Annotated in this window: 20 protein-coding genes; 9 read left to right on the top strand and 11 right to left on the bottom strand. The window is 40.6% G+C overall.

Annotated elements, in window-relative coordinates; genetic code table 11:
* Positions 1-75 precede the first annotated feature (75 nt).
* The 5 genes from G6R09_RS10430 to G6R09_RS10410 all read left to right on the top strand — a co-directional run bounded on the left by G6R09_RS10430 (position 76) and on the right by G6R09_RS10410 (position 7,298).
* Entirely contained in the window at positions 76-2,088 is a 2,013-nt protein-coding gene (locus tag G6R09_RS10430; RefSeq protein WP_163922218.1) for an NADPH-dependent 2,4-dienoyl-CoA reductase, read from the top strand.
* 76 nt (positions 2,089-2,164) lie between these two features.
* Positions 2,165-2,713: an NAD(P)H nitroreductase gene (locus G6R09_RS10425; protein ID WP_065168139.1), complete on the top strand. Its 549-nt coding sequence runs from the start codon at positions 2,165-2,167 to the stop codon at positions 2,711-2,713.
* Between the two features lie 258 nt (positions 2,714-2,971).
* Positions 2,972-4,006, top strand: coding sequence for a selenide, water dikinase SelD (selD, locus tag G6R09_RS10420; RefSeq protein WP_163922215.1), 1,035 nt, complete (start codon positions 2,972-2,974; stop codon positions 4,004-4,006).
* Positions 4,006-5,097 carry a tRNA 2-selenouridine(34) synthase MnmH gene (mnmH, locus tag G6R09_RS10415; RefSeq protein WP_163922212.1) on the top strand — a complete coding sequence of 364 codons (1,092 nt, stop codon included), beginning with the start codon at positions 4,006-4,008 and terminating at the stop codon, positions 5,095-5,097. The genes selD and mnmH overlap by 1 nt, the downstream gene beginning before the upstream one ends.
* A 248-nt stretch (positions 5,098-5,345) precedes the next feature.
* A complete protein-coding gene (locus G6R09_RS10410; protein WP_163922209.1) occupies positions 5,346-7,298 on the top strand; it encodes a DNA topoisomerase III in 1,953 nt (650 codons plus the stop codon).
* A gap of 105 nt (positions 7,299-7,403) precedes the next feature.
* Here the strand turns inward: G6R09_RS10410 and G6R09_RS10405 are convergent, their stop codons facing one another.
* The 3 genes from G6R09_RS10405 to G6R09_RS10395 form a co-directional block, all read right to left on the bottom strand.
* Complete coding sequence (locus G6R09_RS10405; RefSeq protein ID WP_065168142.1) at positions 7,404-7,619, bottom strand: helix-turn-helix transcriptional regulator; 216 nt, start codon at positions 7,617-7,619, stop codon at positions 7,404-7,406.
* Positions 7,620-7,628: 9 nt separating this feature from the next.
* Positions 7,629-8,177, bottom strand: a complete 549-nt coding sequence (locus G6R09_RS10400) for a DUF2975 domain-containing protein (protein WP_080157946.1) — start codon at positions 8,175-8,177, stop codon at positions 7,629-7,631.
* A gap of 108 nt (positions 8,178-8,285) precedes the next feature.
* Positions 8,286-9,908 carry a diguanylate cyclase domain-containing protein gene (locus G6R09_RS10395; protein WP_163922205.1) on the bottom strand — a complete coding sequence of 541 codons (1,623 nt, stop codon included), beginning with the start codon at positions 9,906-9,908 and terminating at the stop codon, positions 8,286-8,288.
* Between the two features lie 253 nt (positions 9,909-10,161).
* Here G6R09_RS10395 and G6R09_RS10390 point away from each other — a divergent pair, with 253 nt between their 5' ends.
* Positions 10,162-10,434, top strand: a complete 273-nt coding sequence (locus tag G6R09_RS10390) for a hypothetical protein (protein ID WP_082955734.1) — start codon at positions 10,162-10,164, stop codon at positions 10,432-10,434.
* Between the two features lie 62 nt (positions 10,435-10,496).
* Here G6R09_RS10390 and G6R09_RS10385 read toward each other — a convergent pair whose 3' ends face one another.
* Positions 10,497-12,371 carry a DUF3413 domain-containing protein gene (locus tag G6R09_RS10385; protein WP_065168145.1) on the bottom strand — a complete coding sequence of 625 codons (1,875 nt, stop codon included), beginning with the start codon at positions 12,369-12,371 and terminating at the stop codon, positions 10,497-10,499.
* A gap of 53 nt (positions 12,372-12,424) precedes the next feature.
* Entirely contained in the window at positions 12,425-12,643 is a 219-nt protein-coding gene (locus G6R09_RS10380; protein WP_036793798.1) for a YejL family protein, read from the bottom strand.
* Between the two features lie 76 nt (positions 12,644-12,719).
* Here G6R09_RS10380 and yejK point away from each other — a divergent pair, with 76 nt between their 5' ends.
* Together yejK and G6R09_RS10370 are read left to right on the top strand one after the other, a co-directional pair.
* Entirely contained in the window at positions 12,720-13,733 is a 1,014-nt protein-coding gene (yejK, locus tag G6R09_RS10375; protein ID WP_163922202.1) for a nucleoid-associated protein YejK, read from the top strand.
* A gap of 297 nt (positions 13,734-14,030) precedes the next feature.
* On the top strand, positions 14,031-14,399 hold the full coding sequence (locus tag G6R09_RS10370) for a nitrous oxide-stimulated promoter family protein (protein WP_065168273.1): 369 nt from the start codon (positions 14,031-14,033) through the stop codon (positions 14,397-14,399).
* Between the two features lie 139 nt (positions 14,400-14,538).
* Here the strand turns inward: G6R09_RS10370 and G6R09_RS10365 are convergent, their stop codons facing one another.
* The 4 genes from G6R09_RS10365 to nhaC all read right to left on the bottom strand — a co-directional run bounded on the left by G6R09_RS10365 (position 14,539) and on the right by nhaC (position 18,810).
* Positions 14,539-15,663 (bottom strand): M20 family metallopeptidase, encoded by a 1,125-nt coding sequence (locus tag G6R09_RS10365; RefSeq protein ID WP_163922199.1) that lies wholly within the window; start codon positions 15,661-15,663, stop codon positions 14,539-14,541.
* Positions 15,664-15,749: 86 nt separating this feature from the next.
* Entirely contained in the window at positions 15,750-16,214 is a 465-nt protein-coding gene (locus G6R09_RS10360; RefSeq protein WP_065168148.1) for a YjiG family protein, read from the bottom strand.
* Positions 16,214-16,945: a nucleoside recognition domain-containing protein gene (locus G6R09_RS10355; RefSeq protein ID WP_065168149.1), complete on the bottom strand. Its 732-nt coding sequence runs from the start codon at positions 16,943-16,945 to the stop codon at positions 16,214-16,216. The genes G6R09_RS10360 and G6R09_RS10355 overlap by 1 nt, the downstream gene beginning before the upstream one ends.
* 413 nt (positions 16,946-17,358) lie before the next feature.
* A complete protein-coding gene (gene nhaC / locus G6R09_RS10350) occupies positions 17,359-18,810 on the bottom strand; it encodes a Na+/H+ antiporter NhaC (RefSeq protein WP_065168150.1) in 1,452 nt (483 codons plus the stop codon).
* 710 nt (positions 18,811-19,520) lie between these two features.
* On the opposite strand from nhaC, the gene asd reads away from it, so the two are divergent.
* Positions 19,521-20,636 (top strand): aspartate-semialdehyde dehydrogenase, encoded by a 1,116-nt coding sequence (gene asd, locus G6R09_RS10345; RefSeq protein ID WP_205522997.1) that lies wholly within the window; start codon positions 19,521-19,523, stop codon positions 20,634-20,636.
* 109 nt (positions 20,637-20,745) lie between these two features.
* Here the strand turns inward: asd and G6R09_RS10340 are convergent, their stop codons facing one another.
* Both G6R09_RS10340 and G6R09_RS10335 read right to left on the bottom strand, forming a co-directional pair.
* Positions 20,746-23,844 (bottom strand): efflux RND transporter permease subunit, encoded by a 3,099-nt coding sequence (locus tag G6R09_RS10340; protein WP_163922193.1) that lies wholly within the window; start codon positions 23,842-23,844, stop codon positions 20,746-20,748.
* Positions 23,831-25,018, bottom strand: a complete 1,188-nt coding sequence (locus G6R09_RS10335) for an efflux RND transporter periplasmic adaptor subunit (protein ID WP_163922190.1) — start codon at positions 25,016-25,018, stop codon at positions 23,831-23,833. Before G6R09_RS10335 ends, G6R09_RS10340 begins: the two co-directional genes overlap by 14 nt.
* Positions 25,019-25,098: the final 80 nt, after the last annotated feature.

Raw genomic sequence — 25,098 nt, 5'->3', positions numbered from 1 at the left:
TTTTGTGTTAACAATGTTGGAGTTATTAACTAAGCTGAAATATACTGGTCAGACCATAACAGTGAGGAGCCGCTCATGGACGATACTATGTTTCCATCTTTATTAGCACCGCTGGATCTTGGTTTTACTCAATTACGTAACCGTGTGTTGATGGGATCAATGCATACCGGCTTAGAAGATGAGCGTGGTGGTTTTGATAAGCTGGCTGCGTTTTATGCCGTTAGAGCAAAGGCGGGGGTTGGACTGATTGTTACTGGCGGTTTCTCGCCAAACTTTCGTGGCCGATTGCATCCTTTTAGTGCTGAGTTTAGTAACGGCCGTCATGTACGTAAACACCGTCTCATTACGACAGCTGTGCATCAGCAAGGCGGTAAAATAGCACTACAGATATTGCATGCTGGCCGTTATGCGATGTCTCCGTTTGCGGTTAGTGCCTCTGCTATTCGTTCGCCTATTTCAAAATTTACCCCCTCTAAAATGAGTTATCGCCAAATTAATAATACCATTAATGATTTTGCCCACAGTGCAGAGCTGGCTCGTGAGGCGGGCTATGATGGAGTTGAAATAATGGGCTCTGAAGGCTATCTCATTAATCAGTTTATTTGCCAGCGCTCGAATCAGCGTTACGATGATTGGGGGGGGAGTTATGATAATCGGATTCGATTTGCACTGGAGATTGTTCGTGCAGTGAGAGCACGTGTTGGTGCTGATTTTATTATTATATTTCGATTGTCGATGTTGGATTTGGTGGAACAAGGCAGCACTTATGATGAAGTAGTGCAGTTAGCGACAGCATTAGAAGTGGCGGGAGTCACCATTTTAAATACTGGTATTGGTTGGCATGAAACACGTATTCCAACGATTGCGACGCAAGTACCACTCGCCGCTTTTACTTGGGTTACTGAAAAAATAAAACAACAAGTATCGATTCCTATTGTAACCTGCAATCGCATCAATACGCCGCAAGTAGCCGAGGATATTTTGGCACAAGGGCAAGCAGATATGGTGTCGATGGCAAGGCCATTTTTAGCTGATCCTGAATTTGTATTAAAAGCGCAGCAAAACCGTGCCGATGATATTAATACCTGTATTGGCTGTAATCAGGCTTGCTTGGATCACGTCTTTGTTGGTAAACGTGCCAGTTGTTTAGTTAACCCTCAAGCCTGTTATGAGACAGAATTGGTATTAACGCCAGTAGCGACAACCCGTCGCGTTGCCGTTATCGGAGCTGGCCCTGCGGGAATGGCATGCGCGGTTGCCGCTGCTGAGCGAGGCTTTAAGGTCGTTCTGTTTGAAAAAAATAACCATGTTGGTGGTCAGTTTAATTTGGCAATGCAGATCCCCGGTAAAGAAGAATTTAAACAAACAATTCGTTATTTCACTCGCCGGTTAGTACAAACAGGAGTGGATGTGCAGCTAGGTGTAGACGTCAATATTGAACAACTTCTTGATTATGACGAAGTGGTTATCGCGACCGGTGTTCAACCTCGAATGCCACCGATTACAGGGATTGATCATGCGAAAGTAGTGGATTATCAAACATTAATCCGTGAAAAACGCACTCTAGGAAAAAAAGTCGCCATTATCGGTGCGGGGGGGATTGGGGTGGATGTTGCCACCATGCTGACAGAGCCTGCTGATAGTGATCTTGATAGTTGGTTACGTGAGTGGAATATCGATAAGACTCTCAATTATAGTGGCGGCCTGTTGCCGAGTGAGGATTATATTAGCCCTCGTGAAGTGTGGCTAATGCAACGACGATCAGGAAAAGTGGGTAAAGGACCGGGACGCACAACCGGTTGGATCCATCGTCGTACGCTAGAAAAGCGCGGGGTACATTTATGGGGTGGGGTTGAGTACCATGCTATCGACGATCAAGGATTACACCTGATTATCGATGGTCAGGCACGTATTTTAGAGGTAGATAATATTGTTATTTGTAGCGGCCAAACCTCGGTCGATAATTTATCGGCATTATTGGTTGAGCAAGGTATTGCGGTACATGCTATTGGTGGCGCAGAGGAAGCAGGAGAAGTCGATGCCAAGCGGGTAATACGGCAAGGGGTTGAATTGGCTGCAAAGTTATAATAGCCACCACTTGTGCTCAGTGCTTTACCTGTCTTATTATAGAGTAAACAATAATTATTTTCATTTTGAGGTTGTTATGGACGCGCTATCACTGCTGCTTAATCGCCGCTCACTACCAAAATTAGTTGATCCAGCACCAGCAGGAGAAGTTCTTGAAAATATCTTTCGTGCTGGATTACGTGCTCCTGATCATGGTGGCTTAACGCCATGGCGGTTTATTGTTTCCCAAGGTGAAGGATTAACTAAATTAGCTGATATTCTGGTGGCTGCTGCCAAAGCCGATGATCTTGATGATTTTGTAATTGAAAAAGCTTCTAAAGCGCCTTTTCGAGCGCCGATGGTGATCACTGTTATTAGTAAAGTAACGTCAGATCATAAAGTACCAGTCATCGAACAACATCTTTCTGCGGGTTGTGCTGCCCAGGCAATGCAAATGGCTGCGGTTGCACAAGGATATTCTGGTTTCTGGCGTACAGGTTCTTGGGCATATCATGCCGTTGTGCGTGAAGCATTGGGTGTTACCGGCGAAGATATGATTGTTGGTTTTTTATATCTTGGCTCGATTGGTTGCCGTGAAGCTAAGGTTCATGAACGTGATCTTGCTCAATATGTTGAGTATTTGTAATTACAGATATATAACAGTTGTAACATTAACGGAAATGTAAATCTTCGCTGTTGTAAAACTAGAGTTAAAAATGGAAGGTGATAGTTATTTTGTGGTGTTAAACCGTGAATAACATCACCTTTTTTGTTTCTAATTAATGACTATTAGCGCAAATGTGGATTTGTTTTAATAGAAAATGGCCGCTTTTGAGTTGGAAAGATGACAGTTGTCGAGGGCAGGAGTAGAATCGCTGACTCTTTCTATATTTTGGAGCGTGTCATGGAAAATGTTCGCCTAACACAATACAGCCACGGTGCCGGATGTGGTTGTAAAATTTCTCCCCAAGTACTTGATACTATTCTTCGTACTCAATTAGCTCCTTTTGCTGATCCTAATTTATTAGTGGGTAATGAGAGTAAAGATGATGCTGCCGTTTATGATATCGGCAATGGTCAAGCTGTAATTAGTACCACTGACTTCTTTATGCCAATTGTTGATGACCCATTTGATTTTGGTCGTATTGCAGCGACGAATGCAATCAGTGATATTTACGCAATGGGCGGTAAACCAATTATGGCCATTGCTATTTTAGGCTGGCCGGTGAACCTATTATCACCTGAAATTGCGCAAAAAGTGATTGATGGTGGTCGTTCTGTGTGTCGTGAAGCGGGTATTTCTCTTGCGGGTGGTCACTCTATTGATGCTCCTGAGCCAATTTTCGGTCTTGCTGTAACTGGGTTAGTAAGTACTGATCGTGTTAAGCGTAATGACAGTGCAGAAGCTGGTTGTCATTTATACCTAACGAAACCATTAGGTATTGGCGTATTAACCACGGCTGAAAAACAATCTAAGTTGGCTGATGAGCATAAAGGTTTGGCACGTGATTGGATGTGTAAGTTAAATAAACCAGGCGCTGATTTTGCTGATGTCGATGGCGTAAAAGCACTGACTGATGTCACAGGCTTTGGTCTAATGGGTCACTTAACGGAGATCTGTGAAGGCAGTAACCTTAAAGCAAAACTTTGGTTCGATAAAATTCCAACATTGCCAGGTGTATATGACTACATCGCTCAAGGTTGTGTTCCTGGTGGTACTGAACGTAACTTCATGAGCTATGGCCATAAAGTGGGTCAAATGACTGATCTACAAAAAGCGTTATTATGCGATCCTCAAACATCAGGCGGCTTATTATTAGCTGTTGATCCAAGTTGTGATGCTGAAGTACAAGCCATTGCTAAAAAACATAACATCTTGCTGGAAGCGATTGGTGAACTTGTGCCGATGGATGGCGATACCTTTATTGAGGTTTGCTAATGTCGCGTCCCAATTGCCAAGATTTCCGTCATCTGTTTGTGAATGATACGCCATTAATGGATATGCGAGCACCGATTGAATTTCAACAAGGTGCTTTCCCAACATCAACCAGTTTGCCATTAATGACTGATGATGAGCGTGCAGCTGTGGGAACATGCTATAAAAACAGCGGTCAAGATGCAGCTATTGTACTAGGCCATAAGCTGGTTAATGGTGATGTTAAAGCAGAACGTGTCGCGCAATGGAAAGCATTTTGTGAAGCAAATCCTAACGGCTACCTGTATTGTTTCCGTGGTGGCCTACGTTCGCAAATCACTCAACAATGGCTGAAAGAAGCTGGCATTGACTACCCGTTTATTACCGGTGGTTATAAAGCATTACGCCGTTATTTAGTTGATACTATTGATGACGTTGCCACTAAACAGATGTCAATTGTTGCTGGTAATACCGGTAGCGGTAAGACGATCATGGTTAATGTATTGGCTAACGGTATTGATCTTGAAGGTGCGGCTCACCACCGTGGTTCATCATTTGGTAGCTATGTTACTCGTCAGCGAACTCAAATTGCCTTTGAAAATGATCTTGCAGTACAGATGCTCAAGAAATTAGACAATGGTATCGAACACTTTGTGTTTGAAGATGAAGGTAAAAACATTGGCTGTGCAACAGTGCCACTTTCAATTAATCGTGCCATGCAAGATGCTGATATCGCGGTGATTGATGATCCTATTGATGTGCGTTTAGCGCGTTTATTGGATGATTATGTGATTAAAATGCAACGTGACTATGTGGCTCATTACGGTGAGGAGCAAGGTTGGGTTTTATTTGCAGAGTATTTAGAAAAAGGCATGTTTAATATTCGTAAGCGTTTAGGTTTTGAACGTTACGAAGTGATGCTTAAAGCACAGCAACATGCCGTGAAAGTGATGCAAACTAGCGGTTCATTAGCTGAGCATGATGCTTGGTTAGCACCGTTGTTAGAGCAGTACTATGATCCTATGTATACTTATCAATTAGATAAAAAAGCGGATCGCATTGTATTTAGAGGTGATTATCACCAAGTACAAGAGTGGTTAGCTGCTCGCCGTTAATGTAAATAAGAGAGACGTTATTATCGTCTTGAAAGCATAAAAAAAGCCGATTTAACATTGACTGTTAAATCGGCTTTTTTATTGATCTGCAACTGATCTTTAATTATTTCATTGACCATCAAAGATCACCTTTGATCTCGTGTTCACTACAGTTTTGATTGATACTGGTTTTATATCCAGTGAAATGTTGCCGTAAGCATTAGTTTTCGGTACAGTCATAACATTCATTGTTGCAGATAAAGATCCCCATGAGTTGTTTATATATAGCTGAAAAACCAAGTTTAGGCCGAGCCATTGCTGCTGTATTACCTCGTCCGCATAAAAATAATACTGGCTATATTGAAGTGGGTAATGGCGATATTGTCACTTGGTGTATTGGCCACTTATTAGAGCAAGTTGAACCAGATGCTTATGATGCCCGTTATAAAAAATGGCATTTAGAGGATTTACCGATAGTGCCACAGCAATGGCAGTTAATTCCTCGTAAAGCGGCTAAGCAACAACTTGCGGTGATCAAAAAATTGGCTAAAACGGCTACAGCAGTGGTACATGCAGGCGATCCCGATCGTGAAGGCCAATTGCTGGTGGATGAAGTGATTGATTACGTCAAAATATCAAAAACTAAAAAAGCTGCCGCGCAACGGTTATTGATCTCTGATCTAAACCCTGCAGCGGTTAAAAAAGCCTTAGCCACCATGCGCAGTAACCGTGACTTTATTCCGCTATCAGTATCGGCATTAGCACGTTCACGGGCTGATTGGTTATATGGCATGAACATGACGCGTGCTTACACATTGCTCGGTCAAAAGGGGGGGTACCGCGGAGTATTATCCGTTGGGCGAGTACAAACACCTATTTTGGGATTGGTGGTTCGCCGTGATGATGAGATTGCTAATTTTGTCGCTAAACCATTTTATGAAGTCTTAGCGTTAATTAGCTATGGTGAACAAACAATTTTTGCTAAGTGGCAACCGAGTAAAGCCTGTGAACCCCATCAAGATTCGGAAGGGCGAGTGCTAAACCGCAAACTGTGTGAAAATGTGGTTGAACGGATTAAAGGCCAACCAGCAGAGGTCACACAATCGGAGCGTAAGCAAACCAAGCAAGCGCCACCATTACCATATTCATTATCTGCGTTACAGATTGATGCGGCAAAGCGATTTGGCATGAGCGCGACCGATGTGCTATCGACCTGTCAGTCACTGTATGAAAAGCATAAAGTGATCACTTACCCTCGCTCAGACAGCCGTCATCTGCCATTGGATCATTTCAAACAAGCTAATGATGTGTGTCGTGCGATTTCATCGACAGATAATCAGCTAGCTTCTGCGGTGGATAATGCAAATACAGCCTTAAAATCAAAAGCATGGAATGATAAGAAAGTGGACGCTCACCATGCGATTATTCCGACACCTAAATCATCATCCGTGTTAACGGGCTATGAAGCCAAAATATACCAATTAATTGCACGACAGTACTTAATGCAGTTTTATCCTGCAGCTGAATATGCCGATGCTAAGTTAGTGTTCACTATTGCTAATGGTCTCTTTATTGCTAAGGGACGACAGTTAATGTCACCCGGTTGGCGAGCATTACTGGGGCGTGATGATAAAAAAGAAGACAGTGATTTAGCTGATAAAGTACCACCTCTAGATAAAGGCACGGTATTGGTGTGTCGTGATGGTGAGATCAAAGATAAAATGACGGAACCACCAAAAGCGTTTACTGAAGCGACGTTATTACAAGCAATGACAGGTATTGCTCGGTTTGTATCCGATGCCTCATTAAAGAAGATTCTGCGAGATACCGATGGCTTAGGTACAGAGGCAACACGAGCAGGAATACTAGAGATGTTATTTAAACGGCAGTTGTTACAGCGCCAAGGTAAAGCGATTCATGCCTCTGAGGCAGGAAAAGGCTTAATTTATGCCTTGCCTGATAGCTCAACTTATCCTGATATGACCGCCCATTGGGAGCACCAATTACATGATATGGCAGATAAAAAATGTGCTTATCAACCGTTTATGGCAGCGTTAGAACAACAAGTGACTGCATTAATGGAACAAGTCAAAGTCAGTGATGTGCCGCCAAGTTTGCGTTCATTGACGTCACCTGAATTTAAACATCGTGCTAAAAAACGCAGTTATGCAAAAAAATCGACATTGGCTAAACCTAAGGCTGCACCAAAGCGTAAATCGTAGTGGATGATTTAATTTCTGATTGATAACTTACAAAAAAAGCAGCATAAATATGCTGCTTTTTTGTTATTTATATCTTTAAAAATAGTTATCGCCATAAACGAAATACTAATTGTCATCGTTTTTTTGAAATTCAAGAATATCTGCTGGCTGGCAATCAAGTTGTTCGCAAAGTTTATCAAGTGTCGAAAACCGAACGGCTTTTGCTTTACCATTTTTTAGTATTGATAAATTAGCTTCTGTCATATCCATTGCTTGAGCTAATGTTTTTAACCGTATTTTTCGTTTCGCCATTATTACATCTAAATTAATAACAATAGTCATAATAAACTCTTAAATTGTGTAATTTTGTTCATCGGCGAGGTGATAGCCTTCTTTCATAACCCATGAAATTATAACAATAATAGCGCCTATTAATAGGGTTAAAAAATCAATACCGACAAAGCTAATCATAATCATACGGTGATTAGGTGGATTATTAAAAGTTAGTATTAATGTCATTAATGGTTGGTAAAAAAGTGAACCGCCGACCCAATAAAATACACTATAACCAAGCTTTTGATAGCAGTTGGCATTTTCTAAGGTAAAGATGTGTTTGTTTTCATAGTTACCAAATAACCGAATCAGAATTTTTAAGGCATACATAATAATCGAGCAGTAAATCAAGCTTGTTACGAGCGCGAGTAAACGGGTGGTCAATGTTAATGGTGTTTCTGTAAGCTGATTAATATCAAAAGATGTTTGTACTATGCCGGTATTTCTTAAAAAGTCATAAGGTGTTGCTACTGTTAACCAAAAATAACAGACTAAAATTGGCGTTAGAATAAAAAAAAGCTGGAATAGGATTTTTACTCTGCGGCTTTGTTGTTGAATTTTTGACATATGATTGTTCCTCATTCAGGTTATGAAGCTAGAATATGGCACAATAAAATGTTTTGCAATAAAAAATTATCGTTATTCGATAATTTTTTATTGTTCTTATTTTGTTTATTAAGTCGGTGATAGTACTTTAAAGCAGTTTTTGCCTTCGGCTTTTGCTTGATAAAGTGCCGTATCCACTTGTTTGAAAAATATATCGTAAGTGGTAGCTTGAGAAGGAATAATTGTACTTACTCCAATACTGATGGTCACAATGGCGTGGTTATTATTCTTTAATCCGTCACACGGAAATGGCAAGGCGATGTCGTGGATGGCATTGAGCAAGCGTTGAGCATTATCTTTTGCTTGTTGTTGATCTTGGCCTGGCAATAACAACACAAATTCTTCACCGCCATAGCGGGCAAACAAAGTGCCAGCGCGACGTTCTACTGTAGAGAGCGCAGTAGCGATCGTTTTTAAGCATTGATCGCCAGCAGCATGGCCAAGTTTATCGTTATAAGTTTTAAAGTTATCAATGTCGAGAATGAGTAACGATAGTGGCAGTGCTAGTCGACTAGCTCGACGCCATTCTGCTACTACCGTCTCATCAAAGACGCGTCGATTAGCAATATTGGTGAGTGCATCAATCCGTGATAATTTTTGCAATTGTTCATTGGCTTTATTCAGTGCTTCGGTACGACTTTGTACACGCTGTTCTAAATCGTGATTGAGTTTTATCAAGTTATCAGCGGCTTGCAGTCGCAAAATATGCTGCGACACAATAAAACCATATTGTTTGAGTAATTGATGATGATAAGTGCGCAGGGGTTGCCCGGTAATTAAATTATCACAAGCAATCCATCCTATCGGTGTGTCTTCATCCCACAAAGCAATATAGGCACTCCAACCAAAGCCGATTTGTTTTAAATCATGGAATAAAGGCGTATTTTCTTGAATCGCAAGATATTCTTTATCTTTTAATGTCTTAGATGCATACCATTGATTGGGAATCGGCGAACTAAAATAAGATTCATCCACTGTATTACCATGAATATCAGTGCCAAATGTTCCATGCATATTTTTTTGTTCATCAAATAAGAAAATAGCCATGCGATCTATTTGTAGTTGTTTTTTTGCTTCGTCGATAGCAATAAACAACATGTCTCTCATGGAGTTACAGCGCCATAACTGAAACGAAATATCATGCATACTTTGGAGTTTATTCAATAATGTTTGCTGTTGTTCTTTAGTCGAAAGCAACTCTTTTTCAGCATTGATGCAATTGATACTGTGATGTTTGGTTGTTTGTTTGGTTAGATTATTATTGATTTCAGCTGCAAGTAATGTGGTTAATATTGCAAAGTGCTTAGGGATGAACTGAGAATCCAATGGAACAGCAAGCGTCAGGTGGCCAATAATAACCGAGTGATGTTTTAGCGGCACCAATATGTAGCGATAATTAGGTAATACATCAATTGATGCGGTGGTTTTATTGGCGTAATAATGAATATTTTTATAATAATATTCATTTGAAGTCGAAGGATCGATAGGTGGAAAGTGATAATGGATCCCTTGTGAGTTGAGATCTAATAGTACTTTCCATTTGCCATTATATTTTATGATCAGTTGAAGGTGATTAACGGCGAGATGTTGCATCAGATTGCGGCAGATTAATTCACAAATAGTTCTAAGACCATGTGCATTATTGCATTGATTAACAACGGTTTGGTAAAAGGCGGCAACCTGTTTGTTCATTAATACTCTGTTCCATGAGTTAATTAGTAAGTAACACGGCTATTGTTAACTATTCCCTTATAAATTAGCAGGATATATACCACAAGTTAGTGATATCTTCTTTTTTACAATGAGAAGTGTGATCTGGCTCGTGTTTATTATCGTTATTATTCTCATTAATTTTACAGTTTAGTTACATAGAATTTATCTATTTTTATAATGTTGAATATAAATTGAGTAGCATAATATTCGTGCAATAAAAGGAGGCACGAAGATGAAAACGATAATCATAGTGACAATCGTTTCGCTTATTCTATTAAGTGGTTGTAGCAGTAGTCGCCATCAGCAGTTAGCGGAGTTAGGCTTTGAACGGGCTTACCTTGATGGTTACCAAGATGGTTGCTATAGCCGTTCTATCGCTGCAACGACTCATCAGGAGGGCTTTCGGCGCGATCCTGAACGTTCAATTACCGTGACTAAATACCGTCGAGGTTGGCAAGATGGTTTTGAGCATTGTTACGCCGATGATCGTGATCAGTATTTATAACGAGGAACATAGTACCAATAAACAAAAAGCAGCTCGAAAGCTGCTTTTTTAATGATGCTTATTTAATTTTTGTCGTTGATGCTGTTGGGTACGTAAAAGCGTTTCAGTTCGTGCATCACTTGCATTAATGTCGATAACTTTGGCTTATCTTGTGCCATTAACTGATAGTTATCGTTATAAACACGATAGTTACCATATTTATCAACCACAGTCGTGGTGCCTTTTTGAATCACCACAATATCACTATTATTACCGGCTAAGATCCAGCGGCGATCATTATCATTATCAAACAAGCTAATACCTGAGCTGTAATTTGATGGGTTAGACGCGACATTAAATAACGACTCCATCAGTGTTGGCACTACATCAAGATTACTGGTTGGGCGAGTGACTACTTGCGCAACATGCTGTGGCCAATGAATGATCATCGGTACTTTTATTTGATATTGGCTGTAGTTGCTGTCTGAACCCCAGGTATTATTACCCGTTTCATTGAATTCAGTACCATGGTTAGACGTTACAATAATAATTGTGTCATCCATCATGTGTTGTGCTTTCAATTGGGCAAATACTTTCGCCAAAATACCGTCAATATGATAAGCCGCATTACGGTAGCTGTTTTTAAGTAATATACTGGAATCTACTTTATTATCATGGAGTAGATTACTGCCTAAAGACGGTGTGAATTTGGTTGGATAATCACTACTTTCTTCATATTGATTGACTGATGTTAGCTCAAGTAAGCTAAACCATGGTTCATTAACTTGTTGTTTTTCAATCCAACGATGCCAATCATTAAACGCTAAACGATCACTGGGTGTACGTTTACCATTATCAAGGTTATCAATGGTTGCAAGTTGCGTTTTAGAAAAAATGGCATCACGGTAAATAGGTTGTTCAAACCCTTCGCCACTGAATAAACCAAAGTGATAACCACGACTTTGTAGAGTATCCAGTAATAACGGCGATTTACCTTCCGCACGAATACTATTGGCATACCCGCTAGGCAAGCCATACAGTAATCCAAACACACCACTATCATTATTGCTGGTACTGTAATTATTGGTATAGTTTATGTTGTCAGCAGCAAAAGCGGTAAGATTTGGCATGATATCGCTATTTACCATATCGCTACGTAAGCTATCAACCATGATAATTAATAGGTTTTGTTTGGTACCTTTATCAATAAAGTTAAGTTTATCAATAGGATAGCGCATCATTTCACTGTTATTAATGCCTTGCTGAGCTTGACGTTTAGCGTATTCTTGGCGATCTAATAAACCGTGTTTTTCCATGAAGGTTTTGGCTGTCATTGGGTATGACAATGGAAAATTTGAGCGTTGCATGGTAACTGGGCGATAAAGATTAGCATCCGCCCAGATATAAATAATATGGCTACTTAGAAAGCATAAGCCAAATACGATGGCGATAGGGCCACCAACATTTTTACGGGTTAGCTTTCTAAGTTTACGCCAAATCCATTCTGAGAATATCATCTCGATCAGGAATATGACTGGAACGACAATAAACAGATACTGCCAGCGAGTATTTAATTCTGTTTTTTCGCCACTCAGCAGCAAATCCCACACTAGTGGACTTAGATGTAAGTCAACACTCTGGTAGGCATAAGTATCGAGCAATAGCGTCGTCAGTCCTACAGTGGAAACTAATACCGCAAACACTCGCATTAAGCGTTGTGAGGGGATAAGAAAACTTGCAGGAAAGAGAATCAGTATATAAATACCAAAGACAAGGAAACCGAAATGTCCGATCCAGCTTAATCCTAGATACAGTTGTCCGATCGTTGTCGTCGGCCATTCTGAATAGATAATATAACGCGTGCCAAGTAGCATAGCAGCGATGATATTAAAAAAGCTAAACCAGTGTCCCCAACTAATTAGCTGGGAAACTTTGTCTTTGTATGTGCTGGCGACCATAAATGTCAATTCTTCTCAGTCTTCAATGCTATGTTTAACCTTGATAGTTAAACTTAATCTTTTTTAATTGAGGCCTGTAGTGCTTTTGCAAATTTTTGTGCAAGAACTTCACGTTGTGCAACAGGTACATTAGCATTGATAATATTAGTAGCAATATCACCAACAACCATTAAGGCTAATTCTGGTGATGTATTATGTTTGTCAAGAACATCGAACACGTCATCAATGATTTGTTCAACTTTTTTAGTGCTGTATTTTGAAGTAATTGGCATAAGAAATCTTGTTTAATGTTTAGGATAACGACTTATGATAACCTAGAGTTCAGTTTTCCTGAAAACCTTTTCCATTATGAGTCTTACACTTTCGAACGTCATTCTACACCAATTAGTAAAAAACGACCAAGATGAGCTAGAAATTCATCTTAGAAATCAAACTCTTGATAATGATTCTGCGACAGAGGATCTCGTTGCTGAATTACATCGAATTTATAGCAGTAAGGGCACAAAAGGCTTTGCTCATTTTGCCGCTGATAGTGAGTTTGCTCACTGGTTAAAACAATTTCGTCAAGGAGAGTTAAATTTCCTGACATTTTCTAATCAATCAGTGCAACGTTTACAGACAGAATTAGCAAAATATCCGTTTGCAGAAGCGGGTACATTGGTGATGGCTGAATACCAGTCATTAGCAACGGATTATTTGTTTATTGGTATGCTACCGACTTGCCATAGCATGAAGGTGACCGATCAGTTAGGTATCAGTGCGACCGACTATCTTGATATTAATAAGATGGATATCGTGGCGCGAATTGATTTGTCATCATGGGAAACTAACGCTGAATCTACTCGTTACCTGACCTTTGCTAAAGGACGTGTAGGGCGTAAGATTGCTGATTTCTTCCTTGATTTTATGCAAGCTGAAGTGGGTTTAGACGTGAAAGTCCAAAACCAAGTGCTGATGCAAGCGGTAGAAGATTTTTGTGCTGATTCGCGTTTGGATAAAGAAGAAAAGCAGCAATACCGTAAGCAAGTTTACGATTATTGTAATGGTCAACTTCAAGCCGGTGATGAAGTTACTGTCAAAGAATTATCGAGTGAATTACCTGCTGCAGATGATGGCACTAATTTTTATGACTTTACCTCTAAACAAGGCTATGAGTTAGAAGAAAGCTTTCCTGCTGATCGCACAGCAATGCGTAAATTGACTAAATTTGTTGGTTCTGGCGGCGGTATGACGCTTAATTTTGACAGCATGTTATTAGGTGAGCGTATTTTCTATGATGCAGAAACTGATACGTTGACGATCAAAGGCACGCCACCGAATTTAAAAGACCAATTATTACGCCGTTTAAATAGCGACAACTAATACTCGTAGTGAGTATGCTGCTAGATTAATGATGACTAAAGCCACCTTGAAGATGTACTCAGCATTGAGTGATATTTTCAAGGTGGCTTTTTGCTATCTGTAGTCTTACAACGGCGAGGGTTATGTGTTTTTTATATTTATACATTGTTCGATATTTATTCGAACAATGTATTAAAGTGCAACAAATAAACACTAGTCTGATTGCTGTTATGATTTTTGTTCATTAGGTTGTGATTTGTGCGTAAATTTGATCTTTATCATTGGCACTGCGCATAAGGGATGGATAATGGCGCAACTATGATAGTTATTAACAATCATTCAGTTCGTACGCAGCGTGAACTGAATACAGTGAAAGCGATGATTCGCCTATATTGTAAAACGTTGCACCGTGGAGCCGTAATGTGCTCTGAATGTGAAAGTCTTATTGAGTATGTTGAAGAGCGAGTAACAGGTTGTCGTCTTGGTCAAGAGAAGCCAAGTTGTATGCATTGTATTGGGCATTGCTATCAATCTGCCAAGCGTCTTCAGATGATCCATATTTTACGCTGGACATATCCGCGTTATTTTTGGCACCATCCATTTCGGGCTATACAGTTTAAGTTAGACAATTTACGTAGTGTCCAAATGTCATCCGAGAAAACAAATATTATCGCAAAAACTGGTTAAAGCACTATTTACGAAGTTAAGTGATACTAATTTAAGCTAACAACTGAAACGATTGTCCTTCCTTTAGTAATGTTATTTACATTATTTAAAAGGAAAAAAGGCTGCAGAAATGCAGCCGTTTTTAATGCTAGTTTATTAATTACTGGTGAGCGATTTTCACTAGTACTTGTTGTAATAAGCGAATACGCGGCTCAATAGATGTCAAATCTAGCCACTCATCAGCACTGTGGAAACCTGCGCCAACTGGGCCGAGACCGTCTAAGGTTGGAATGCCTAAAACGGCGGTTAGGTTAGCATCTGAGCCACCACCAACGGCTTGCCAAGTAATATCAATACCTAACTCTTTACCAACCGCTTCTACTTGAGCCATGAGAACTTCTGTTTGTGGGCTTGGGACCATTGATGGTTTATGCGCTTCGCGCTCAGCGGTGATCGTCACACCATCAACAAACGGTGTTTCGGTTAATGCGCGAATTTTAGCATCAACTGCAGCATACTCATCGTTATCCCAGAAACGCACATCCACCACGACTTGAGCAAAATCGGGAACAATATTTGCGCCAGCACCACCACTTACCACACCAGCATTTAAGGTTGTGCCTGATTCAAAATCCGTCATTGCGTTAATCGCTAAAATCCAATGTGCCATTTCAGTGATTGCGCTACGACCATTTTGTGGCTCATTACCAGCGTGGGCTGCTTTGCCGTGAAAGCTTAGACGGTAACGTGCCATACCTTTACGCGCTTTAACTAATGAGCCATCAGCACGTGCAGCTTCTGCAACTAATACATGTTTGGCGTTAACGGCAACGCTTTTTAGCCATTCTTCTGAGTGCAGTGAACCGATTTCTTCATCTGGGTTCATACATACACAAATAGATAATGCTTCTAATGCTGCAGGATCAAGATCGCGCAATGCATAAACCACACTTAATAGACCCGATTTCATGTCAGAAACACCAGGGCCGTAAGCACGTTCATTATCGTGTGTCATTGGACGAGCGGCGGCAGTGCCAACTGGGAATACGGTATCCATATGACCAATAAGCATCACATCAATATGTTCAGCCTGAGGCTTATTACGTACTTCTAAGCCTGTGCCTGCAATGCCACAATCAATGCGTTTAACATTCCAGCCTAAATCAAGGTATTTCTGCGCCATGATCGTTGCTACAACGTCGATACCATCAACGGTTAATGTACCGCAATCAATATTAATAAGCGGGCGTAGTTCTTCAAGGTAATCATTAAGAGAAAAAGACATAGCAAAGGCTCCAAACCATGATGGCTTATCGATAATCTAAACAGAGAAATACACTGGCACTCAGGTGGTGCCAGTGTGGTCAGTCATTACACTAATACATTCATTACAAACATTGCTGCAAAAGCATTTAATACTGAAATTGCAATCATGATTGGAATGTAACGGCCTTCAGTACGAATCGGACCCATAATACGGCCCATGTATTGCACCTGTGAGCCCATTAGATAAATAGCAGGAGCAAGAATCGCAATGTGGTCACCATTTAAAATACCTTGGTCAAACAAAGTAATAACCACACCAACAGCACCACCCATCGACATCCATGCGCCGATCAAAACTGCAGCTGCTTCACCAGGTAGGCCAAATATCGCCATAATAGGTGAAAATAGGGTACCCATTAATTCTAGTGCGCCAGTGATTTGTAGCGCTTTGATGATAACGAAAGCCATTAATACGTTAGGCACTGTTGAAGTTGTTGCAATTACCCAGCCTTTCTTAGCGCCTTCAACAAAAATATCAGTAACCATTGGTTTTTTTGTAGTAGTAGTCATTATGCATTTTCCTGAGCAACAGTTGTTGGTTTAGTGTCTTTATTTTCTTTGCCTTCAGTGATGTTTAAATACACTCGGAAAATGTTGGCACCGACGAATTTGAAGATAAACATAATTGCTACTGCAAGACCAATAGAAGAGGTTACGGCAGGCTCGCCTGAAGCTGTGGTTAATGTAAATAACACCGCACCCGATGAGAAAAAGTTAACAATCGCAGCACCGGCAGAGAACTGGAACATGGTGAAAATATCCGTTTCTCGCTTGGTGAGATGGCCTTCATCGTTTAGCTGGCGTGTCATGGCAGCACCTGCATCGGTACTTTGTAATGAGGCGATCAACGCTAAACCTGAGTTACCCGGAATACCCATTAATGGGCGTAGCAAAGGGGTTAATAATTTACGTGCAGCATCAAGCGCACCATAATGCTCAAGTACATTGATCATACCAAGTGCAAACATTACTGTTGGAATGAGCGTTAACGCAAAAATAAAGCCATCACGAGCACCACTACCGCCTTTACCACGAAATGATGTTGAAGCCGCTTCCACGCCTTCTGTTGTATCGCTAACCGAATAAACCACATTACCAAACGAGCCGTTTAGAGTCGTGAAGTCAAATACGCCATACCATTGATTAGATTGCAGGGCGCCCGAGAAGAACACCACGGCAAAAATAAGGGCAAGATAACTGCCAATGGTAACTTTACGACCTTCTATTGGATTATTGCTCATAGATATATCCTTATAAACGGAAAATAAAAAATGGGTTGACTAAATAAATCCCGATAATTGTTTTTTTGGCTACGTTACCAAGTGATTTATTTAGTGGTTAATTCGGTAATAGCGGTATTTTGATTAAAAATGGATTTGGAATATTGATTGGGGTCAAGATGTAGGAGTGAAAAGTCAGTTTGATGAAATGTGCGTGTGGTATTTGTGATCAGGCTCTATATCGATGGTGATATTTGAGTCAATAACGCAGAAATGGAAATAACCTAATTAATGATAATGAGTATGAAAATAAATAATCTTTTATAGCTATCAATTGCTTAGGTTGCTAACTTAAAAACAAGACCGCCAAAAAAGCAAAAAAAAACGCACCTCTTTAGAAGTGCGTTAATGTCATCATGATGATTTAATTTAGTTTACGATGTTAAACGTTTTACTGTCATTAATTCATCTTCGTCATCTTGTGCCAGTTGTGCTTCAGTGGCTGGTGGACAGCGATCGACAAACCAACCCATGTAAGAGGTGACAATCGTAACGATAATACACACAAAACTTAGCCACATAAATGGTGCGTATGAGAAGGTTGCAACACCTAAAATACTCGCCATATAGATACCATTATCACTCCAAGGCACCATACCTGAGGTGAGTGTGCCACCGAACTCGGCATTACGAGATAGGTTTTTACGTTGGTAACCTAAACGATCATAGTTTTTAGCACAAATCTTTGGTGTCAGAATTAATGATACGTACATCGCTGAACCAAATACGTTACCAAGGAAAGCCGTTGCAATGGTTGATACTGCAAGACTGCCTGCTGAGTTTACTTTGCGCTCAAATAAACGTGCGATGGTTTGAAGCACGCCGACTTTATCAAGTAAGCCACCAAAACCTAAACCAAAGATAATCACCGCCACAGAACCCAGCATTGATGACATACCGCCACGATTGAGAATCGCATCAATAAATTCAACCCCAGAGCTGATTGAGAACGGTGCCCATGCTGCATTGATAGCTTTAAGTGGATCCATACCTTGAACCATTACGGCCCATACGATACCCAGTAGTGAGCCAAATGAAATCACAGGGAAAGACGGTAAACGGAACGCCAGTAACACCAATACTACGATCACAGGAATAAACGATAATGGTGAAATAACAAATTGTTTATCCATTGCCGCAATCACAGAATCAACTTGTGACATATCAATACTGCCTGCGTAGTGGAAACCAACAGCAGTAAATAAAATAGCAGTGATGATATAACTGATCAGTGCGATCGGTAACATACCTTTGATATGTTCCATGATTTCAACGTTAGACATTGAAGAAGCAAGGATCACTGAATCAGACAGTGGTGACATCTTATCACCAAAATAACAGCCAGAAAGAACTGCACCCGCTGTCATCGGTGCTGGAATGCCCAGACCTTGACCAATACCCATCATTGCAATACCAGCGGTACCTGCAGCTCCCCAAGATGTGCCTGTTGCTAATGCCGTCAATGAACAGATGATCATTGTCGCCAGCAAGAAAATGGAAGGGTGGATAGCCTCAAGACCATAATAAATAATGGTTGGAACAATACCGCCAGCAATCCAAGTACCGACGAGAGAGCCGACGGCCAGTAAGATCAGTACTGCGCCTAAACCGTTAGCAATGCCTTTAGTAGCTGCTTTTTCTAACGACTTATAATCGTGTCCGAGTTTTATACCGAGTGCAATAATTACAAACCAACCAATATACAGCGCCAGTTGGATTGGCAAATTCAATTTTGAGGTAAAAGAGAATGCAAGGGCAAGGAAAATACCGAGGGCAATAATGACTTGCATTACTGAAGGTAGTTTCACTATTGTCTGTTTTTCCATACTTCTAACCTTGTTTTATCGAGCTTGTTGAAATTGGGTCCAACCCAACCAATCAATACTATTTATCATTGGTTTGTAAATCGGATTGAAAAAGACAGCGACTGAAGCGGCGCTACTTTATCAAATTGATTTATCATCGTGATAAATAATGTTTCTTTCTGTGATCTAAGTCTTTTTGGTATAGATGTTTCGTAAAACACTGACTTTATTTGTTCTTTTAGTGTTAATTAATGGTTCATATGTTGTGTTTTATATTTTTTGTAACGTCGTAGTGTGTCTATGAAAATCTTATAAAAAGTGGCAGCTAAAGTATAAAAAGCTATTAATTATAATAGTGATGAACTATCTACCTACTTATTCACGGCAGGGGAGATTATCAGGGAAAGGCTTTTTTTTCAAAGTTATACCAATGTAAACTTTTTACTAAGTTGATTGCATATTTAATAAATAAGCTGTTTTAATAACCATTAAATGTTGTTTTTAGTGGGTTATTGGTGGGTTTTTATACATTTTGGGGCGTTAATATTAGTGATAATAAAACCTAATGTGGCTGATAAGAAACTCAAATGATAATCAAACGATAAAATATGGTTGGTCATAAAGGACGGTATTTTTTTATTTATAATTGAAAATTATGCTTGTTTTTGGTTGCGTAAATCTCTATAGATGGATAAAGAAATTTAATACCACAGGGAGTGTAGTTGCAAATGATGACAGTAGGTTTAGTTGGTTGGCGCGGCATGGTAGGTTCAGTCTTAATGCAGCGCATGGTTGAGGAAGGCGATTTTGCCGTTATCAATCCGGTATTTTTTACCACATCACAAGTCGGTTTAGCGGCGCCTAATTTTGGTAAAGATGCTGGTGTATTACAAGATGCATTTAATATAGAAGCATTGAAGCGGCTTGATGTGGTGATCACCTGTCAAGGTGGTAGTTATACTGAAAAAGTCTACCCAGCATTGCGTCAAGCGGGTTGGAAAGGCTATTGGATTGATGCCGCATCGACATTACGGATGCAGCCTGATTCAATTATTACCCTTGATCCGGTTAACTTTGATCAGATTCAACAAGGGATCCATAACGGTACAAATACCTATGTTGGTGGTAATTGTACCGTTAGTTTGATGCTAATGGCTGTAGGTGGCTTGTATAAAGCAGGCTTGGTTGAGTGGATGACGTCACAAACCTATCAAGCAGCATCTGGCGCAGGTGCAAAGAACATGCGTGAGTTAATTAGCCAAATGGGCGTGATCAATGATTCGGTAGCCAGTGAGCTTGCCAATCCTGCGACGTCTATTTTAGATATTGACCGTAAAGTGGCACGAACATTACGCGCAGTCGATTTTCCAGCCCAAGAATTTGGCGCGCCATTGGCTGGCTCATTGATCCCTTGGATTGATGTGAAACGCGATAACGGGCAAAGTAAAGAAGAATGGAAAGCATCGGTTGAAACCAACAAAATTTTAGGCTTGCAAGATAGTCCAATTCCTATTGATGGTACTTGTGTACGTATCGGTGCGATGCGTTGTCATAGCCAAGCATTAACATTAAAGCTCAAGAAAAATGTGCCGCTTGATGAAGTAGAAGCCATTATTGCGTCTCATAATGATTGGGTAAAAGTGATCCCAAATGAGCGTGATATTACAGTGCAAGAATTAAGCCCTGCAAAAGTGACTGGTACGCTGTCGGTGCCTGTGGGTCGCTTACGTAAACTTGCAATGGGTGATGACTACCTTAATGCGTTTACGGTGGGTGATCAGTTACTGTGGGGTGCTGCAGAACCATTGCGTCGTACGCTGCGTATTTTACTGGCTGAAAAAGGTTAATTATTATCTAGCCTTGATTAAGATATAAAAAACGCCTGCGGCTTTCTCTTTCTAGTTAAAAGTATGCAGGCGTTTTTATTGGTAGTTGGCGATTTATTTGTCTCTATTCCTATTCATGATTTTTCTTACGCCAGCCACGACCCGAAAGTAGCGAGTTTAGGACATCTTTATCTCTTAATTTGCTCATCCCCACATAAGCGACGGGTACCACAAACAATGAGAAGAAAGTACCTGCGATTAAGCCTCCGACCAACACTAAGCCAATATTAATTCGACCTAATGAGCCAGGACCTGATGCAAATGCCAGTGGTAATGCACCTAAAATCATAGTCAGTGATGTCATTAATATTGGACGTAAACGTGATTGAGCACTGTGACAGGCTGATTCAACCGCCGATTTTCCTAGCTTACGTTGCTCATTAGCAAATTCCACCAACAGAATACCGTGCTTGGTGACGAGCCCGACTAAGGTCAATAATCCTATTTGTGAGTAAATATTCAGACTTTGGCCAAATGCCCATAAAGTTAGCACCGCGCCAACAATACATAATGGTACCGTTAATAAGATCACCAACGGATCAACAAAGCTTTCAAATTGTGCAGCAAGGATCAGATAAATAAACACTAATGCCATCAAGAATAAGGTTTGGGTACCTGCTTGAGAGTCTGTGAGTTCTTTTACTATTCCGGCATAGGCATAACTTTGCGAGTCTTTGAGTAATGGTGGAATATTGGCATCAACGAAATCCCGAACTTCGCCAGCGGTGACGCCTGGCATTAGGGTCGCGGTGATTTCGGCACTGTCTTGTCCCATGTAGGTTTTAAATGTGGACTCTGAGGTCACTTGTTTAATTGAAACAAATTCTGATAGCGGAATATTTTGCCCAGATTCTGACGCAACATATAACTTATCAATAATATCAAAGTTACCAAGATCTTTACGGTTCACTTGGACGCGGATCGGGTAGGTATAACCATCATCAGCTTGTAAATCGGCAGCTTTTAATGAGCCAAGGAAAGTTGATAGTGCGTTGGTTACATCAGTATATGCCACCCCAGATAGAATAATCGCATTGCGGTCAATTTTTAGATCATAACGGAGTTGATCGCGCAGCAAGGAACTCTTAACTTTAGTTAATCCGGGATAATCATTGAGCTTTTTCACAATCGAATTAGCAGTATCAGTTAATTGTTTTTTATCGCGATCAACCGTTTTGACTTCTAATACTAAGTTAGTCGCAGCATTTAGACCATCAGCGGAGCGGACACTAAATGACATGCTATAAGCTGATAATGTTTTTGAGGCCTTGTCGGTGAGTTCAGCAACGACTTCTGCGGCGGTTTTTGTGCGCTCTCCCCATGGTTTTAACAAAATATGGTTAGTCGGCTGTGCTTCAATATAAGACAGATTTGCAGCGATGCTGTCATTACCTTCCATCACGGTATTGAGCTCGGCATTATGTTTAACATGGTAACGACGGCCGACACCTGTCGGTGATTCTGAGCTGCCATCAATAAAACCAGTATCTTCGGTTGGTAATAATACTTGAGGCATTGACCAAATTGCCGCGCCAGAAAGCGCAATCAACGCTAATGCCATTGCTGCCATGATTTTTTTACGCTCAAACCATTTTGCGAGTTGTTTAACATATGCTTCAGAAAGCTGGTGGAGCTTAGTATCTACTTTTACAAACCACTTAGGTTGTTGAGCGATAGGCTTGATTAAATAGGCACACATCATTGGTGATAATGTCAGTGCAACAATGCCTGAGATGATCACTGAGGCGGCTAATGTGAAGGCAAATTGGCGGAATAAATCCGCTGTCATGCCGGACATTAAACCGATAGGCAGGTAAACCGCTGCCAAGGTCATGGTCATGGCGATAACCGGGAAAATAATCTCCTGGCTGCCTTTAATGGCGGCATTAAACGGCGTATCACCTTCTTCAATATGGCGATAGCAGTTTTCCACCACCACAATGGCATCATCGACCACTAAGCCGATAGCCAAAATGATCGCCAAAATAGTCAATACGTTAATGGTAAAGCCAAGATATGACATCACCGCAAACACACCAATAATACACACTGGAATGGTGATAATTGGAATCGATGCAATACGCAGTGAGCCTAAAAATAGCACCACAATAATTGACACTAAAAATACCGCTTCAATTAAGGTATGAAAGCCTTCATCAATGGCTGCTTGAATGAAATCAGCTTGGTTATATACCATCTCCATGCTCAAGCCGGGGGGTAAATGCTGCTGCATCTTGGCTATTTCAGTTTTTACGCGTGCTGCGACATCAACGGGGTTTTCACTTTTTAATGGCAATATTTGCAATGACATTGCGGTTTCACCATTCACTTTGAGCACGCTTGGGGTCAGACTATTTTCCCCCATTTTGACATCTGCAATATCTTTAATACGAATGATATTGCCATCATCAACCCGTATCACTAAATCTTGAACATCTTTGACGCTTTTTACTTGAGTGACAGGATTTATCTGGAAGTTACGTGCTTCACCAATAATTTGACCTACCGTAAATGATGAGCTGTAAGCGCTAAGGGTAGTAACAACATCGGCGGCTTTAACATTGAGTGCCATCATACGATCAGGGTTTAGCCATACGCGAACCGCTTTAGCTGCTCCGCCATAAGGACCATATACAGCACCAACGCCTTCAACATGGCGAAATTGCGGTTTTATTTGCTGACTAATATAGTCAAACATTTGCTGGGGTGTCATATCACCTTTATTAACAAAGGTAATAATATTACTGGCAGAACTTTTATCTGATGAGTCATCAGTGACAGTTGGTTTGTCGATCATACTTGGTGGAAAATCAACAATAGCTTCAATACTGCTACGCAATTTATTCATTAAATTGGCGTAATCAACATCACTGATACTGTCATCAAATTTTACTTTTAGGGTACAACTACCTTGAACACAATCAGTGGTCATGGTTTCAACATTTTCTAACCCTGTCGCTGAGTTAATTAAGCGGGTTGCGACATTACGTGACATAAAGTCAGCACTGGCCCCATCAATTTTCGCACTGACGGTTGCTTGGGGCGAATTATGTTCAGGGAAATATTGAATCGCTAATTTTTGGAAAGAAAATAAACCAATAAGAACGATAGCAATGCTGAGTACTGAAGCAAAAACAGGGTGCCTAATACAAACCTCAGGTAGTTTCATTGTTTGGCTCCGTTACTGTTTTAGCGTCGATCTTTGGAGCTGCACTGTGCTCTAATGAGTGAGAAGATTTTGAGGGATCGGTAACTTTCTTTTCAAGTGGTTGTGGAGGCAAATTTGAGGTTGATTGTTGGGTTTTGATGATATTAACCAGCGCGTCGTCATCTAATTTTTGTTGTCCTGTTACAATGACTTTATCGTCAATTTTGAGGCCTTTTTCTACCACGACATAGCCATTATTGATGTTCTTACCTAAGGTTATGTAGTGTTTGGTAGCGATATTTTTATCATCAACCAGCCAGACATAGCGGTCGTCATTATGGGCCATGATGGCATTTTGAGGGGCAACGATGCGTTCGGTGCGTCCGTTGACCATTTGACTTATTTTGGCAAACATACCCGGTGCTAGCACATGATCAGGGTTTTTGATAAGCGCATGAATAGCGACACGACCAGAGCTTTTATTAACAGCAGGGGCGACATAATCAACCACGCCAGGAAAGCTCATATTTTTATAGGCTTCCACCGTAATCGTAACCGGTTGACCTTTAACAGCTTTACCAAGGTCATTTTGACTAATAGTATAAGTGACCTCGACAGGATCTAAGTTATAAATACTGACTAAGGTGGTCGCAGGATCAATCATGCTACCAGCTGAGCGCGAGAAGGTCGTCAGTTGACCATCAAATGGCGCACTAAGAATGAAGTCTTTTAGTATCGATTGTTGTTGGCGGTAATCTGCTGCTGCAAGGTTTGCTTCATCTTGTAAGCCTTCAATATCTTGCTTTGAAAGTGCTCCAGGCTGTTTTTTTTCTAATGCCAGTGCACGTTTTACTTTATTGCGAGCGGTATTTAAAGAGCTTCGAGCTTTATCGAGATCGGCTTTGGGCTTACTGCTATCAAGTTTGGCAATTTGTTGGCCTTTGGTTACTGTGTCACCATCTTTGAAATTGATTTCAATCAGTTTTCCCGCAGTACTAAACGTAAGGTCTGCTGATTCTGTTGCATTAATTTTACCGACTTCATCGAGGGTGGTGACAAACTCTTTGGTTGAAATTGCTTCAACAGTAACAGGGATTGGCTGCGGCTTTTTTACTTCGTCTTGAGCGGAAGCAATACTGCTGGAGGTTAAGATAGCGACGCTAAGTGCTGCGATGGAGAACGTTTTGTAATACACGCTAATAACTCTCGTTTGAATGATGAGTGATGCACAATTATACAATCAAGCAATAAAAAGCATGTCAAAATAGAGTTAAA

Source organism: Photobacterium sp. Alg240-V54, assembly GCF_900537155.1.
Classification (GTDB): domain Bacteria; phylum Pseudomonadota; class Gammaproteobacteria; order Enterobacterales; family Vibrionaceae; genus Photobacterium.
Note: the sequence above shows the minus strand (reverse complement) of the source record. Positions and strands in the feature narration are given on the sequence as shown.